Genomic DNA, 15,734 nt, shown 5'->3' with positions numbered 1-15,734 from the left:
AGAGCAGTGCAACATATAAAACGGGGTGAATCATGTGGGGAGCATCCGAGTTGGCGTCATCGGAGTAGGACATCTTGGCCGTATCCACGCGCGCATATACAAAGAACTGATGGGAGCGAAGCTGGTTGGCGTTGTTGACAGCTCTCTCTCAGCCGCGGAGGAGATCGGCGCGCAGTACGGCGTGCCGGCCTATACCGACGTAGAACGATTCGTCAGCGAACAGAGGCCCGAAGCGATCAGCGTTGTCGTGCCGACCGTTGCTCATTTTGACGTGGCCAGCCGTCTGGCCCGACAGGGGATCCACCTGCTGATCGAAAAACCGGTGACGAGCACCGTGGAGCAGGCTTCGGCGCTTTTGGACATCGCCCGGGACAACGGCATCGTTCTCCAGGTCGGGCACGTGGAACGATTCAACAGCGCGATCCGCTATCTTGACGGCGAGATCAAAAACGATCCGCTCTGCATACAGTCGCGCCGCCAGGGCCCCTTTTCGTCGCGGATCGGCGACGTGGGGGTCGTGCTCGATCTGATGATTCACGACATCGATATTGTGCTTTCGCTCGTGAAGTCCGAAATCGCGGCGATCAACGCGATGGGACGCAAGATCCGCACGAATCACGAGGATCTTGCCGTCGCCCAGATCGCTTTCGAGTCGGGAGCGGTCGCCGACATTCAGGTGAGCCGGGTGGCGGAGCGCCGCCTGCGCCAGATGGATGTCATGTGCCGCGACAAGTATTATTCCGTGAACTTCGAAACTCAGGACGTGATGGTCCATCATGCACCGCAAACGTCGGCTGCCGGAAGTTTGATCGAAGTGATCGAACATCCTTTGTTGCCGAAAGGAGAGCCGCTCAAGCAGGAGCTCCAGCATTTCATGACCTGCGTGCGCGAGGGGCGCCAGCCGCTGGTCGGGATTTCGGACGGCAAGCGGGCGCTTCAGGTGGCCGTGGACATATTGAAGCAGATTCATTTTCAGGATTGATACCGGTTTCGTTGAAAAGGCTCCGTGCCCTTTTGTAGCGCAAAGGCGCGTCGAGAACAGTAAAAAAGACAGGCAGAAAATTTTTCTTTCTGCCTGTCTTTTTTTGTAAAACGAAAACCACCGGCAGTGCCGGTGGTTCCAAAAGGCTTTAGCTATGGAGAAAAAGGACTCCTCCTTTGGTAAAGTAAGAACGGTCTGTCAGCCGCCAAGCCAAACCAAAGGAGGATCAAGTCCTGATGAAACTTGACATAAGTAGTTTAGCACACACGAAGTGGGAGTGTAAGTATCACGTGGTATTTGCGCCGAAGTATCGCCGCCAGATCATCTACGGGAAGATCAAACAAGACATTGGCCTGATGCTGAGAAAACTGTGTGCGTACAAAGAAATTGAAATATTGGAGGCGGAAGCATGCAAAGATCACGTCCACATGCTCCTGAGTATACCGCCCAAATACAGCATATCACAGGTGATGGTTTACTTGAAAGGTAAAAGCAGTCTGATGATTTACGAGAAGTACGCGAATCTGAAGTACAAATATGGCAATCGACATTTCTGGTGTCGCGGTTATTACGTAAGCACGGTAGGACGCAACAAGAATGCAATAGAGACCTCCATCAGGAATCAATTACAGGAAGATCATGCCGAGGAACAGCTGACGATCAAAGAGTACGTTGACCCGTTTACGGGTAAGCCGGCACAGGAAGGCAAGTAGAGAGCCCCTTTAGGGGCAGCCTGTGAGAGTTGTGCGGCTGACAGACTTTTCGATGAGCCTATAGGCTCGGCTGGGAAGATGCCCCAAGGGGGCTTGTGCAAACCACCGGCACGGCCGGTGGTTATGATTCTCGGTAGAGCGCAGTGACATAGTTTTCTGTACGCTGCGACGCTCGCTTTGTGAGTCTTCCTCGCGGCGCCCTTGCGTCCGGCTTTTTGACTGATGGAGGAGTATTATTGCCGCAATCATTGAACTCGTTGCCATGGGAATATTGGATTGTGATATTATCGTCGTATATTCGCACCCAGGAGGGACAACGTGGAAAAAAAGATCATCATGGGGCTTCCGGCCCTAAATTTTCAGGCCTTGTTGGGCCTTGTTTTCTTTGCGGCAACGTTCTTCCTTGTAAAGCTGATCCGCGGCATTCAGACGGGCCGTTACCCCGGGGGCGGCGCGATGTTGCTTTATCTCCGCTCGATCTTATGGCTCTGCCTTGTCGGCGGTTTGATGATGTTTCTCGGAGCGCTCCTTGGTTTTCGATATGTTTAAAATTCTGTCGGACGTGTTTCTCGCATTTTTTTAAGAATTCAGCAAGAAGAATAAGAGCTTTTTTCGTTATTCTCTGTTATTATTTGTAGGCGGTTCCCGCTTTCCTCCGCAGCCCTCGTGCGCACGGGAAAACAAGGAGCGATTCGTGATTGACTTTGCCCGAATTACTGATAGAGTATGATTATTGTTTTTTCGGCGAAGGAAAGGGCGAGCTCCATTCTTGTCAAGCGCCTCACGGATTGACGTCTGATGAGCGTTAAAGATAAACGGCGTTAACGGCAGTTCATATTTTTCAAGGAGGTACCAGTATGGCGGTAAAAACCATCGATGAGCTTTGCAATGTGCTTCTCGACAAGCGCGCCAAGGCGGCGGCCGGCGGCGGCGAGAAGGCTGTTGCCAAGCACAAGGCCAAGGGCAGTCTCACGGCTCGTGAAAGGATCGATCTCCTCATGGATGAGGGATCGTTTGTCGAGCTCGACGAATTTGTGGAACATCGCTGCACGAATTTCGGCATGGAGAACAAAAAATATTTAGGCGACGGCGTCGTCACGGGCTACGGCACGGTCGGCGGACGCATCGTTTACGTTTTCAGCCAGGACTTTACGGTTCTCGGCGGCTCTCTGGGACAGATGCACGCTGCCAAGATCTGCAAAGTCATGGACCTTGCCCTTCGCAACGGCTGTCCGATCGTCGGCATCAACGACAGCGGCGGAGCTCGTATTCAGGAAGCCGTTGACGCTTTGGACGGCTACGGTGGAATCTTCTACCGCAATACCATTTCCAGCGGCATCATCCCGCAGATGTCGGTCATCGTCGGTCCGACGGCTGGCGGCGCGGTGTACAGCCCCGCTTTGACGGATTACATCTTTATGGTTGACAAGATCAGCATCATGCATATCACGGGCCCCGCCGTCATCAAGACGGTGACCGGCGAAGAGATTTCCAGCGAGGAGCTGGGCGGCGCCAAAACTCATAACAGTCGCTCCGGCAACGCGCATTTCTTCGCCGCTTCCGAGCAGGAATGCTTCCAGCAGGTTCGTGACGTGCTGAGCTACTTGCCCAGCAACAACATGGGCGACGCGCCCCGCGTGGCGACGAGCGACCCCGTCTCCCGCACGGAGATGGCTCTGCGCACCATGGTGCCCACCGATTCCAACAAGGGGTACGATGTGCACAACGTGATCAAGGCGGTGGTCGACGACGGCAAGTTCGTCGAGGTTCAGGCGATGTGGGCCAAGAACATCGTGATCGGCTATGCCAGCTTCGACGGTATGCCGGTCGGCATTGTTGCCAATCAGGCCAGCGTGATGGCGGGATGCCTCGATATCGACTGTTCTGATAAGGCGAGCCGTTTTATCCGTCACTGCGACGCCTTCAACCTTCCGATCGTGACGTTCGTCGACGTCCCCGGTTACCTGCCCGGCAAGGCGCAGGAGTGGGGCGGTATCATCCGTCACGGCGCCAAGATGCTGTATGCTTACAGCGAGGCGACCGTGCCCCTGATCACGGTGGTGATGCGCAAAGCTTACGGCGGCGCTTATATCGGCATGTGTTCCAAGGCGCTGGGGGCCGATTCTGTCCTTGCCTGGCCTCAGTCGCAGATCGCCGTCATGGGAGCGGCCGGCGCGGCCAATATCATCTTCCGCAAGGAGATCGAAGCGGCCAAGGATCCTCAGGCTGAGCGCGCCGAGCTCATCAGCGAGTATGAAGACGCCTTTGCGACGCCGTATCAGGCGGCCAGCCGCGGTTACGTCGACAAGGTCATCCTCCCCGAAGAAACCCGGTACGAAGTCATTCAGGCGTTGAAGGCTCACCGCACGAAACGCCAGGCTCTGCCCCGCAAGAAGCACGGCGTCATGCCCAACTAGTGAGGAGGAAGAGCGATGCCCGCTACCGAAGCAGTAAAAACATTAGCAGCGTCCTTTGAAGGAATGGGCGGTGCTACGGCTCTTTCACTGATCGCCTTCAGCGTCGTTTTCCTTGTTTTGGCGGGACTGACGTTGGTTATCTTTGCCATGCGCGTTGTTTCCAAGGTCGCCGGCAATCAAAAAGCTCCAGCGGCCGCTCCCGCTCCTGCGCAAGTTGCTGCAGGCGCTGCGCCTGTTCGCGTCGGAACGGCTTCGGACGACGAACTCGTGGCCGTTATCGCGGCGGCGATCGCGGCGCAGACGGGAACTATGATGTCCATCAGATCGATCGTTCCGGCCGGCGTGCATCTGATCGGCAGCGACGAAACGGCATGGATCGCCTGTGGACGCATCGAAGCGCTTCAGGGAGCTCTCTCTGACCGCTGGAATTAGTGACTGACGGTTCAGGTCAGTGCGCCTGAAATCCGAAAAAATTATCTCATTGAAAAACAACCGAGGAGGATACTCATAATGTCGATGTATAAGATTACCGTGAATGGCAAGTCCTATGACGTAAACGTCGAGCCTCTTGCTGGCGCCGCTCCTGTCGCGGCGCCTCAGGCTGCGCCCGTTGCGGCGGCTCCCGTTTCTGCTCCTGCCGCTGCTCCGGCGCCGGCGCCCAAGGCTGCGCCCGCTCCGGTGGCGGCGCCGGCCGCCGCCGCTCCGGCGGGCAGCACGGAAGTGACGGCGCCTATGCCCGGCAAAGTCCTGCGCGTCCTTGCCAAGGTGGGCGACACCGTGACGGCCAATGACAATCTTCTGATCCTCGAGGCCATGAAGATGGAAAACGAAATTCCCGCCGGCCGCGACGGCAAGGTGCTGGAGATCCGTGTGAACGAGGGTTCGGCCGTGAACAGCGGCGACGTTCTCGTGGTTATTGGCTGAAAACTGCCGGTCCCGAAGGCGAGGCATCCACTTTTCGTGGATGACCTCGCTTTTTTTATGCAAGTGTGGCAAAATAGCCTTGTTCCGTGGAAATGACTGAAGGTCGGCGAATCGACTTCTTTTGAGGGGGAAATTTCATCGTGAAAATTCTTATTGGTTCCGATCACGCGGGGTATGAACTGAAGCAGAAGGTCATCGCTCATTTGGCCGGCCGCGAGGGCTTGGCGGTGCAGGATTTTGGCACCGACACGGCGGAGGTCTCCTGCGATTATACCGATATCGCTCTGCAGGTCGGGCGCAGCGTGGCTCACGGCGACGCCGACCGCGGCATTCTGGTCTGCGGTACGGGACTGGGCATGGAGATCGCCGCCAACAAGGTCTCGGGAGTTTACGCGGCGGACTGTTGGAATAAAGAGGTCGCGGTCCTGAGCCGTCGTCATAACAACGCCAACGTCCTGACGCTGGGAGCGCGCGTCATCGACGAGCCGACGGCGATGGAAATCGTCGATGCCTGGCTGGCGACCGGGTTCGACGGCGGACGCCATGTACGCCGCACGCAGAAGATCTGCGCCTACGAACGCAGCACGAATCGAGCCTTTATGAACGAGGCCGGCCAGGTGGTGGTCTTCGACCATCCGCTCGTGCAGCACAAGCTGAGCATTATCCGCGACAAGAACACCCCGGTGAAGACGTTCCGCGAGACGGTGGCGGAGATCGCTTCGCTGATGGTCTACGAGATCACCCGCGATCTGCCCCTGAAGATGATCGACGTGGAAACGCCCATCACGCGCACGAAGGCCTATGCGCTGGCGGGCAAAAAACTGGCGATCGTGCCGATCCTGCGCGCCGGGCTGGGCATGATGGAGGGCGTGTTGAACCTGATCCCCAACGCGAAGGTCGGGCATATCGGCCTTTACCGCAATCCGGAGACGCTTCAGCCGGTGGAATACTACTGCAAGCTTCCGGGCGATATCGAGGAACGCGATATTTTCCTGCTCGATCCGATGCTGGCGACCGGAGGTTCCTCGGCGGAAGCCATCAGCCTGATCAAAAAGCGCGGCGGCAAAAAGATCTCTCTGGTCTGTCTGATCGCCGCGCCCGAGGGCGTTTCGGTCGTGCACGAGCAGCATCCCGACGTGAACATCTTTGTCGCGTCTCTTGACAGTCATCTGAACGAGCACGGTTATATCGTTCCCGGCCTTGGCGACGCAGGAGACCGTATTTTCGGAACCCGTTGATGAAGCCGTTCTGGCTTTTTGTGATCTTTCTGTTGTGGGGCGGCGGGATGACTCCCATTGCCATCATGCTGGCGGAGCGTTACGGCATGATGGATTACCCGGATCAGCGCAAGATCCACCATGACCCGGTGCCGCGCGGCGCCGGGCTTGTTTTGTGGAGCGGCCTGCTGATGTGGGCGCTGCTTTTTGCCCGGGTTTCGTTCGAACTGAGGATCATCGTGACCGGCGCGACGATCGTTTTTTTTGCCGGCTATGTGGACGACATGCTTTCTCTGTCCCCGCTCGGACGCCTGGTCGTGCATTTCCTTGCCGCCGCCGTCTCGTTGCTCATGGTGGGACGGCAGGATGCGCTGCATATGGGCGTTCTGTTGTTCTGGGTCGCCGGCGTGACGAACGCTTACAACTTTATCGACGGCATCAACGGCTTGGCTCTTTCCATGGCCTTCCTCAGTCTGAGCTTTATCGGCTGGATGAGCGCTTCGACTATGGTAATGCCGGTCATTGCCATGATCGCAGGGATCTTTTTCTGGAATTTCCCCAGGGCGAGAACTTTCCTGGGGGACGGCGGCGTCTACCTGCTGGGCTACTTTACCGCGGCCGTCACGATGCTTTGGCTGCTGCCGATGAATCTCGGCATTTACAAGTTCTGCGCGCTGCTGCTTTTCATTGGCGGCGTGCCTGTGATCGACACTCTGGCGGCGATCATCCGTCGCGCTGCCGCGGGGAAATCGCCTTTTTATCCCGATCGGAGCCATATTCATCATCGTCTGCTGGATAAAGGGCTGTCGCCGTTCGGGGTCCTGGCGGTCTTGAGCTTCCTGCAGATCATCAGTCTGTCCTGCGCCTATCTGCTTTTGCGTTTATAGGGGAAAAGCCGTCGCCCTGATCGAGGGTGACGGCTTTCTTGTAGTTGTTGTATAATGTAAAAGTATTTGTATCTTGGCTATCATAAAAACGTGCCTTAGGAGTGGGAGTTATGAGTAATGCCCAGTTTTTAAAGATTTCCGGCGGAGCGGCTCTCAAGGGGAAGGTTCGTACCCAGGGATCCAAGAACGCCGCGCTGCCGGTGATGGCGGCGGCTCTTCTGCTCGGCGACGGCGAAAAACTGACATGTACCAATGTGCCGCTTCTGCGCGATACCGAGACGCTGGTCGCTCTTTTGTGCGCGCTGGGGATGGGGGTGCAGTTCGAGGATGGCACGGCCACGGTGACCCGTCGGGGCGACCTGATCTGCGAAATGCCCGCCTCGCTGGTGCAAAAGATGCGCGCTTCTTCGATCCTTTTGGGACCGCTGCTTGCCCAGACGGGAAGGGCGGTCATGCCTTTGCCGGGAGGCTGTGCGATCGGCGCCCGGCCGATCGATCTGCATCTCAAGGGGCTGGCGAAAATGGGCGCTTCGATCGAACTCAGCCACGGGGCCGTCTATGCCAGCGCCAAGAAACTGCGCGGCTGCAGAATATATCTGGATTTCCCTTCGGTGGGCGCGACGGAGAACCTTGTCATGGCGGCGGTGCTGGCGGACGGCGAGACGACGATCGAAAACGCCGCCCGCGAGCCGGAGATCACGAATTTGGTTCAGGCGCTTCAGGCGATGGGGGCCGAGGTCTGTTATAAAAAGGACAACGCCGGCGTGATCCAGGTCAACGGTCGGGCCGGATTGGTTTCCGGCCGCGTCCAGATCATCCCCGACCGCATCGCTTCATGCACGTACCTCTTGGCCGGCGTGATCACGAACGGCGAAGTGACCGTGACCGACGTGACGCCTCAGCATTTCGATTCTCTTCTGGCCAAACTGGAAGAGGCCGACGTGTCTTATGAACGGCAGGAAAGCAGCGTCACCGTTTATCCCTCGCGCGACAGGCTCAAGAAGCTGTCGGTCAAGACCATGCCTTATCCCGGCTTCCCCACCGACGTGCAGCCGCAGCTGATGGCCGCGCTGTGCCTCGCCAAGGGCACGAGCGTGATCAAGGAAAGCATCTTCGAATCCCGTTTTCAGCACGTGGCGGAACTTCGCAAAATGGGCGCGGCGATCGAGATCCAGGGCAACACGGCGGTCATCAACGGCGTACCCGCTCTGTACGGCGCCAGCGTGCAGGGAACCGATCTTCGCGCCGGCGCCGCCTTGGTGCTGGCGGGGCTGGCGGCTGAAGGCGAGACTCGCGTTTACGGCCTTGACCATATCCTGAGAGGGTACGAAAATTTCGATCGCGCCCTGCAGGGGCTGGGCGCCAAAGTTTCTATCGCGGAAGACGACGAAAGCTCGCTTTAGAGCGTTTATCCTTCCAGAAGGGGGAGCGGTCGTGAAGACGAAGACGGTTTCTGACCTCCTTCCGGGGAAATATGAAGTCCTGGCCTTTTACGGGCCGGCGGGAACGGGAAAAAGCATGCGCTCGCAGATGGTCGCGTCGAAACGCAGCGTCGACATCATCATCGACGACGGGCTGCTGATCTCCCGCGGGCGAATTCTGGCCGGGAAAAGCGCCAAAACGGAACCCAACATGGTACGGGCCATTCGGCGCGCCATGTTCCATTTCCCCGAACACCGCGACGAGGTGCGGCGCTGCCTGGCGCGCCACCCTGGAAGCCGCGTCATGATTCTCGCCACGTCGCGGGGCATGAGCGACGAGATCTGCGAGGTGCTGGGACTGCCGCTGCCTTCGGAATACGTGCGCATCGATCAGGTCGCCTCCGACGACGAGATCGAAAAGGCGCTTTACGAGCGGAAACAGAACAAGCGTCACGTCATTCCCGTCGCTCAGACGCAGATCCAAAAGAACTATACGGGACGACTGGTGGGCCGTCTGAAAAATCTTTTCTCGAGTCGGGACGAGGCGGAAAAGACCATTGTGCGTCCTCCGTTCAGCTACTACGGGGCGCTCAAGATCGAATCCGCCGTCGTCGAACAGATCGCCGAGCACGTGGCCCGCGGCACCGTACAGGTAGTCTCCGTCAAAGAACCCAAAGTGAAAGAAGAGAACGACCGTCTGGTCATTTCTCTTTCCCTGACAGTGGAAACCGGCGCGCTCAGCTTCAAGGAACTGACCGGTCAGGCGGCGCTGCGCGTCCGGGTTGCCGTCGAACAGCTGACGGGAATGGAAGTCGCGAGAGTCGACGTGACCATAGCAGAGGTAACCTTTAATGACTGAAATGCTCTCTCAAGCGCAACGCTCTCCGCAAGAGCGCACGGCGCTCTACCAATTGCTGCGGGACGCGGCGAACCGATGTGAACAGTGTGGTCTCTGCCGCTCCAGAAAGAACGTCGTGGTCGGCGAAGGCAGCCTGACCTCGCGCATCATGTTCGTCGGCGAAGGCCCCGGCGAGGTGGAGGACAATTCGGGACGTCCCTTCGTCGGTCCGGCCGGGCAGCTGCTGACCCGCATCCTCGAGGCGGCCAAATTCAGCCGCGACGACGTGTACATCACCAACATCGTCAAGTGCCGGCCGCCCAACAACCGCGTTCCCGAAATCGAAGAGGTCTTAAGCTGCCAGCGCTGGCTGGAGGCTCAGATCGCCCTGCTTCAGCCGCAGATCATCGTCTGTCTGGGGAACACGCCTCTGAAGTGGTTCCTGCACGGCACGGAGGGGATCACCAAAATGCGCGGGCGCTGGTTCACGTGGCGCGGCGCGGCGCTGATGCCGATGTTCCATCCCAGTTATCTGCTGCGGAACCAGAGCCGTGAGCGCGGCGGCCCCAAGGATTTGACGTGGCGCGATATTCAGGAGATACGTCAGCGCTATGAGAGCTTGAGAGGATAAAGCATGGAACGTTGCGCGAACTTACCGAAACACGTTGCCCTGATCATGGACGGCAACGGCCGCTGGGCTAAAAAGCGCGGCCTGCCCCGCCTGCTGGGGCACCGTGCCGGGATCGCCGCTCTGGAACGGACGGTGCGGGCGGCCGGCGAGATGGGCATTGGCTTCCTGTCGGTCTACGCTTTTTCAACGGAAAATTGGAATCGTCCCCGGCTCGAAGTGGCGGGGTTGATGGAGCTGCTTCGGCACTACGCGCGCAAGAAAGTTCCCGATCTTGTGAAAAACGGCGTCAGAGTCCGTTTTTGCGGGGCGCGCCGAGGCGTGCCCGACGAAGTTCTTCGGATCATCGACTGGAGCGAAGCGGAGACGGCTCGATGCGGCCGCATGACGCTGATCGTCTGTTTCAACTACGGCGGCCGGCAGGAGATCCTGGACGCCATTGCCGACGCTCAGTCCAAAGGGGAAACGATCGCCGGCGAAGAAGACCTGAGGAAACATCTTTATCTCCCCGACATTCCCGATCCCGATCTGATCATCCGCACCAGCGGGGAGCTCCGCATCAGCAATTTCTGGCTGTGGCAGGGATCATACAGCGAATATTATTTTACGGACACGCTCTGGCCCGATTTCGGCACCGCGGAACTGAAGAAGGCATTGCAGTCCTATGCCGGAAGGGAACGCCGCTATGGACGAGTCGAAAAGTTTTGAGCATACGCTGGCTGTTCGCGCTGCTACGGGCACGGCACTGGTCGCGGTGATGCTGGGATTGCTCTATCTCGGCGGCTGGTGGTGGCATGTCTATGCCGCGTCTGTGGCTTTGGGTTCTCTCTGGGAGTTTTACCGCATGTCGCCCGGTCTGCCGAAAGCGGACCGTTGCGTCGGCCTGGTGGCCGCGACGGTGGTGCTTTTTTCCTCCGAACGCGTGTCGCAGACGGGGTTGATGGCGATTTTCGGCTTGTGCTGCTTCGCCGTCTATTTCATGGAACTGGCGCGGCGCCAGCTGACCGCCGACAGTCATTCCACGGCCAGCGTCGGGCCCGTGATCACCGGCTTGGTGTACGCGGTCATCCCGTGGTACTGCATGATTCGTTTTCGGGCTCTGCCCGATCCCGTAGGATGGGCGGCGGTGCTTTCCATCTTTCTCTGCACCTGGTCCTGCGACGTCATGGCCTATCTTGTCGGCTCGCGTTGGGGGACGGTGCGCGTTTGTCCTCATATCAGCCCTCACAAGAGCCTTGAAGGTTTTATCGGCGGTTTTGTCGCCAGCACGCTGTGCGGTGCGCTGTGCGCGCTGTTTTTCAAGTTCAGCCCGATGGCGTTCGTCCTCGTCGGCGCGGCCTGCGGCAGCGCCGGCCAGCTGGGCGATCTGGTGGAATCTCTGATCAAGCGCGAGAACGACGTCAAGGACAGCGGACACATTTTCCCCGGCCATGGCGGATTCCTCGACCGTTTTGACAGCGTCCTCGTCAACACGCTGTGCGCGTGGATGATCTGGTGGGCTTTTCTGCTTTGAGAGTTGAAGGATGTTGAAAAATACGAGAAAAAAGGTGGCCGTGATCGGCTGCACCGGCAGCGTGGGCTCTTCGGCGCTTGACGTGTGCCGCTCCTATCCCGAGATCTTTCAGGTGACGGCGCTGGCAGCGGAGACGGGAAGAGAGGCGCTGCCGTCGCTTTGTCGGGAGTTCGGACCTAAAATCGTCGTCTTGCGGAAGCCACGCTGTGATTTGCCCAAAGGAGCGGAGCTCTGGCAGGGAGACGAGGCGCTGCTTCGTCTGGTCGAGTCCGACGAAGTGGAACATGTCGTCTTCGCCTCGTCCGGCGTCGTCGCGGTAAAGGCGCTGGCGCGCGCGATGGAACTGGGCAAGGAAATCAGCCTGGCCAACAAGGAATCGGCGCTGATCATGGGCGAGCGCCTGGCCTCCGCCGTGCGCGCCGGTCAGATCCGTCCGCTCGACAGCGAACATAACGCGCTCTGGCAGTGTCTTGCCGGCGAAAATTACGATCATGTGGAACGGCTGGTTCTGACGGCTTCGGGCGGCCCTTTCCTGCGCACGCCGCTGGAACAGCTCGACGCGGTCACGCCCGAGCAGGCGGCGTCGCATCCCGTCTGGCCCATGGGGCGCAAGATCAGCGTCGACAGCGCCACGATGATCAACAAGGGCATCGAGCTCCTCGAGGCGCGCGATCTCTTCGGGATTTCGAGCGAGAAAATCCTGCCCGTGATCCATCCCGGCTCGAAAGTTCACGCGCTGGTTTCCTTCGTCGACGGGGCGACGAAGATGCTCCTGAGCCCTCCCGATATGCGCCTTGCGGCGCTGACGGCCCTCTCGTGGCCAATGCGCTTGCCGCTGCGGATGAAGAAGATCGAGCCGGTCGAACTGGACGGCCTGGATCTTCATTTCGAAAGGCCGCAGGAGGCGCGTTTCCCCGGGCTTTATACGGCGATCGAGGCGGCCCGCAGGGGCGAACCCTATCCCGTCATTCTGATCGCCGCCGACGAAGCGGCCGTGCAGATGTTTCTCGAAAGAAAGATCGGCTTCGCCGACATTGCGAAAGTCGTGACCGCCGTCGTGGACGGCTATAACGGCGGAGACGTGGAAGACATTTCTTCGCGCGTCGCGCTTTACGAACGCTGCCGGGTCCACGCTCTCGAGTTGGCAAACGAGAGGGCCTGGGGCAGGAAGAAGGTTTGGAGTTAAATGATTCTGAGCGTCATATCGTTTCTTTTTATCATCCTGATCTGCGTGATCGTGCATGAGTTCGGCCATTATCTGACCGCGCTCTGGTGCGGCGTCAAGGTGCACGAATTTTCCTTCGGCATGGGGCCCGTGCTGTGGCAGCGCCAGGGGCGCAAAAATAAGTGGTCGGTGCGCGCGTTTCCCGTGGGCGGTTTTGTCCGTCTGGCCGGCATGGGCGAGGAAAACGAGGGCGAATCGCTTCTTCCCGGGGAGAGCTTTCAGGAAAAGCCCGCCTGGAAGCGCCTGATCGTTTTGGCGGCCGGCGCCTTCAACAATATCCTGCTGGTCGTGGCGCTGGCGACGGTGCTGCTGATGTCGCGCGGCGTGATGGACCTTTCCGTCAGCGAAGTCGGCGCGCTGATGCCCGGCTTTCCGGCGGCGGAGGCGGGGTTGCGGCGCGGCGACGTGATCGAGCGGGTCGGCGGCGTCGACGTCCGCAACTGGGAAGAGATGACCCGCGCGATCCGCTCCCAGGCCGCCGGTCAGGAGAAACTCGAGCTGACGGTCCGGCGCGGTCCCCGGCAGCTGACGCTGACGATGGGAACCAAAGCTGAAAAGGCGGGCGAGCCGCCGCTGATCGGCATCCAGCCCGCGATCAGGAAGCTGCCGCTGAGCCGGGCCCTGCGCGGCTCGATCGCGTGGACCTTCCACATGTCGCTGGCGATGCTCCAGGGGCTGAAAGAAATGCTCGTTCACCCGGCGAAAGTCGACGTCTCCGGGCCCGTGGGTATCGCCGCCATGGCCGGGCAGGCGGCCAGCGCCGGATTTTTCTCGCTGCTGTCGTTCCTCGCCGTGATCAGCCTCAATCTGGGGATCATCAACTTGCTGCCTTTTCCCGCCCTCGACGGGGGACACATCCTCTTTGTGCTGGCCGAGATGATCACGGGCAGAAACATGTCCCTCGAACTGGAAGGGAAGATCCATTTCATCGGCTTTATGATCCTGTTCGCTCTGATCATCGTCGTGACCTGGCAGGATATTTTGAAGCTCTTTTAGCGCGGAGGCCGATCATGAAAAGAACCGTGCGGATTGGTTCCCTGACTCTGGGCGTGGGCGCGCCGGTGCGGGTCGAGTCGATGCTGAAAACGAGCCTCGACGACACGGCCGCGTGTCTGAAACAGCTGACCGAACTTCGGGCCGAAGGCTGCGAACTGGTGCGCGTCGCGTTTCCCAAGCCGGAGCTGAAAGACCGGCTGCGCGCCCTGAACGATTCCTCGCCGCTGCCGCTGATGGCGGACATCCACTTCGATCCGGCGCTTGCCGTCGCGGCCATGGAGGCCGGCTGCCCTTCCATCCGCATCAATCCCGGCAACATGGGTAGCCCCGGGCGCCTGGCGGCCGTCGTCGACCTGGCGCGGGAGCGCCGGGTCGTCATCCGGATCGGCGCCAACAGCGGTTCGGTCAATGACGCGCAGCTTCGGCGCGCCGGCGGCGACCGCGGCGCCGCTCTGGCGCTGGCAGTTGGAGAGCAGATGGAAATGCTGCTGTCGCTGAAATTTTACGACATTGTCGTTTCCGCCAAATCGACCGATCTGGAAGAGTCCCTGCGCGCCAACGTCCTTCTCCAGCGCCGCTACGGCGACTTCCCGTTCCACGTGGGGATCACCGAATCGGGCAGCGGATTGGACGGCGTCGTCAAAAGCGCCTGCGGCCTGTCGCGGCTTTTGGCGCTGGGCATCGGCGACACGATGCGCGTCAGTTTGTCCCAGCCGCCCGCGGACGAAGTGCGGACGGCCTACAGCATCCTGCGGGCGCTGAATCTGCGCCAGCGCGGCGGGCGGCTGATCTCGTGCCCGACCTGCGGACGGCGCCAGCTGGAAGTGACCGCCGTCGTTCCTCAGCTCGCCCCGATATTGGAAGAACTGCCCGACGGCTACACGCTGGCCGTGATGGGCTGCGAGGTGAACGGTCCGCGCGAAGCCCGCTGCGCCCAGCTCGGCGTCGCCGGTTCGCCTTCGGGCCCGGTCATCTTCAAAGACGGAAAGATCGTCGAGCGCGTCGAAAGCGGCTGCGTGATCGAGGCGCTGCGGCGCCATCTGCCGAAAAAATCTTGAAAAAAAGCCGCCACGGAAGAATGATATGTCCCCTTCATTTTTCCGTGGCGGCTTTTTTCTGCCCTAAATACAGCGAGTGTGGTAAAATAAAACGTCATGTCGCATGAGGGAAGAGGAGGGGCTTCTGTGAGAGACGCCAGAAAATTGATCGACGCCATCGAAAAATGGATGAGCCAGATTATTTCCGCTTCCGGAGCCGGCGGCGCCGTGGTCGGACTGAGCGGCGGCATCGACTCGGCCGTGGCGGCGGCGCTGCTCAAAGAAGCGCTCGGGACGGAACGCGTGATAACGGTGTATATGCCGTGCCACAGCATTCCGCTTGACGGAGAGCACGCGCGCCTGACCGCCGACGCGCTGGGAGTGAAAATGCTGACGGTCGATCTGTCGGAGACTTTTGACGTCTACCGGCGCACGATCGGCCGGATCATGGAACCTTCCGCGCTGGCAGCGGCCAACATCAAGCCCCGCCTGCGCATGATCACGGCGTATTCCATCGCGCAGACGCTCGGGTACCTGGTGTGCGGTACGGGCAACAAGGACGAGCTGACCGTGGGCTACTTTACCAAATACGGAGACGGCGGCAGCGACTTTATGCCTCTGGCCGATCTGACCAAGGCCGAGGTGCGCGCGATCGCGCGCGAAATGGGCGTGCCCTCTCCGGTCATCGAAAAGCCGCCGTCGGCCGGACTCTGGGAAGGGCAGACCGACGAGCAGGAAATGGGGCTGTCCTACGACGTACTCGACGCGTATGTTTCCGGACGGCCGGTCGATGAGAAGAGCCGCAGGGAAATCGAGCGGCGCAGACGTATTTCGGAGCATAAAAGGAAAATGCCGCCAATCTGCGTCATCGACGCAGTTTGAGCGATTTCAAGCATGTTTTGCAGAGTGCGATTCCTTAAACTTTTTATGAGGTGA

General features: G+C 59.5%; 17 protein-coding genes. All 17 read left to right on the top strand.

Going from position 1 to position 15,734, the window contains the following annotated elements; all coding sequences use genetic code 11:
• Positions 1-34 precede the first annotated feature (34 nt).
• The 17 genes from RAH42_RS06645 (at position 35) to nadE (ending at position 15,680) form a co-directional block, all read left to right on the top strand.
• Positions 35-982: a Gfo/Idh/MocA family oxidoreductase gene (locus tag RAH42_RS06645; protein ID WP_078016950.1), complete on the top strand. Its 948-nt coding sequence runs from the start codon at positions 35-37 to the stop codon at positions 980-982.
• A gap of 236 nt (positions 983-1,218) precedes the next feature.
• Positions 1,219-1,695: an IS200/IS605 family transposase gene (gene tnpA / locus RAH42_RS06640; RefSeq protein ID WP_317539086.1), complete on the top strand. Its 477-nt coding sequence runs from the start codon at positions 1,219-1,221 to the stop codon at positions 1,693-1,695.
• Positions 1,696-2,013: 318 nt separating this feature from the next.
• Positions 2,014-2,244 carry a hypothetical protein gene (locus tag RAH42_RS06635; protein WP_078016831.1) on the top strand — a complete coding sequence of 77 codons (231 nt, stop codon included), beginning with the start codon at positions 2,014-2,016 and terminating at the stop codon, positions 2,242-2,244.
• Between the two features lie 308 nt (positions 2,245-2,552).
• Positions 2,553-4,112 (top strand): acyl-CoA carboxylase subunit beta, encoded by a 1,560-nt coding sequence (locus RAH42_RS06630; protein WP_317539085.1) that lies wholly within the window; start codon positions 2,553-2,555, stop codon positions 4,110-4,112.
• Between the two features lie 63 nt (positions 4,113-4,175).
• Positions 4,176-4,544: an OadG family transporter subunit gene (locus RAH42_RS06625; RefSeq protein WP_078016829.1), complete on the top strand. Its 369-nt coding sequence runs from the start codon at positions 4,176-4,178 to the stop codon at positions 4,542-4,544.
• A gap of 75 nt (positions 4,545-4,619) precedes the next feature.
• Positions 4,620-5,036, top strand: coding sequence for a biotin/lipoyl-containing protein (locus RAH42_RS06620; protein ID WP_317540249.1), 417 nt, complete (start codon positions 4,620-4,622; stop codon positions 5,034-5,036).
• A 140-nt stretch (positions 5,037-5,176) separates the two neighbouring features.
• Complete coding sequence (gene upp / locus RAH42_RS06615) at positions 5,177-6,274, top strand: uracil phosphoribosyltransferase (protein ID WP_317539084.1); 1,098 nt, start codon at positions 5,177-5,179, stop codon at positions 6,272-6,274.
• Positions 6,274-7,140 carry an MraY family glycosyltransferase gene (locus tag RAH42_RS06610; RefSeq protein WP_120372009.1) on the top strand — a complete coding sequence of 289 codons (867 nt, stop codon included), beginning with the start codon at positions 6,274-6,276 and terminating at the stop codon, positions 7,138-7,140. Before upp ends, RAH42_RS06610 begins: the two co-directional genes overlap by 1 nt.
• A 110-nt stretch (positions 7,141-7,250) precedes the next feature.
• A complete protein-coding gene (gene murA, locus RAH42_RS06605) occupies positions 7,251-8,543 on the top strand; it encodes a UDP-N-acetylglucosamine 1-carboxyvinyltransferase (protein WP_317539083.1) in 1,293 nt (430 codons plus the stop codon).
• Between the two features lie 31 nt (positions 8,544-8,574).
• Complete coding sequence (locus RAH42_RS06600) at positions 8,575-9,420, top strand: hypothetical protein (protein WP_317539082.1); 846 nt, start codon at positions 8,575-8,577, stop codon at positions 9,418-9,420.
• Entirely contained in the window at positions 9,413-10,030 is a 618-nt protein-coding gene (locus RAH42_RS06595) for a uracil-DNA glycosylase (RefSeq protein ID WP_317539081.1), read from the top strand. The genes RAH42_RS06600 and RAH42_RS06595 overlap by 8 nt, the downstream gene beginning before the upstream one ends.
• Before the next feature lie 3 nt (positions 10,031-10,033).
• Complete coding sequence (gene uppS, locus RAH42_RS06590) at positions 10,034-10,735, top strand: polyprenyl diphosphate synthase (RefSeq protein ID WP_317539080.1); 702 nt, start codon at positions 10,034-10,036, stop codon at positions 10,733-10,735.
• Positions 10,713-11,540, top strand: a complete 828-nt coding sequence (locus RAH42_RS06585; protein WP_078016821.1) for a phosphatidate cytidylyltransferase — start codon at positions 10,713-10,715, stop codon at positions 11,538-11,540. The genes uppS and RAH42_RS06585 overlap by 23 nt, the downstream gene beginning before the upstream one ends.
• Positions 11,541-11,550: 10 nt before the next feature.
• Positions 11,551-12,726 carry a 1-deoxy-D-xylulose-5-phosphate reductoisomerase gene (locus RAH42_RS06580; protein ID WP_317539079.1) on the top strand — a complete coding sequence of 392 codons (1,176 nt, stop codon included), beginning with the start codon at positions 11,551-11,553 and terminating at the stop codon, positions 12,724-12,726.
• Positions 12,727-13,761: a M50 family metallopeptidase gene (locus tag RAH42_RS06575; protein WP_317539078.1), complete on the top strand. Its 1,035-nt coding sequence runs from the start codon at positions 12,727-12,729 to the stop codon at positions 13,759-13,761.
• A gap of 14 nt (positions 13,762-13,775) precedes the next feature.
• Positions 13,776-14,819, top strand: coding sequence for a (E)-4-hydroxy-3-methylbut-2-enyl-diphosphate synthase (gene ispG, locus RAH42_RS06570; RefSeq protein WP_317539077.1), 1,044 nt, complete (start codon positions 13,776-13,778; stop codon positions 14,817-14,819).
• Between the two features lie 126 nt (positions 14,820-14,945).
• Positions 14,946-15,680: an NAD(+) synthase gene (nadE, locus tag RAH42_RS06565; RefSeq protein WP_078016817.1), complete on the top strand. Its 735-nt coding sequence runs from the start codon at positions 14,946-14,948 to the stop codon at positions 15,678-15,680.
• Positions 15,681-15,734 lie beyond the last annotated feature (54 nt).

The organism is Pyramidobacter sp. YE332 (assembly GCF_033060595.1).
In the GTDB taxonomy this organism is placed as follows: Bacteria; Synergistota; Synergistia; order Synergistales; family Dethiosulfovibrionaceae; genus Pyramidobacter.
This window is presented reverse-complemented; position numbering and strand designations above follow the sequence as displayed.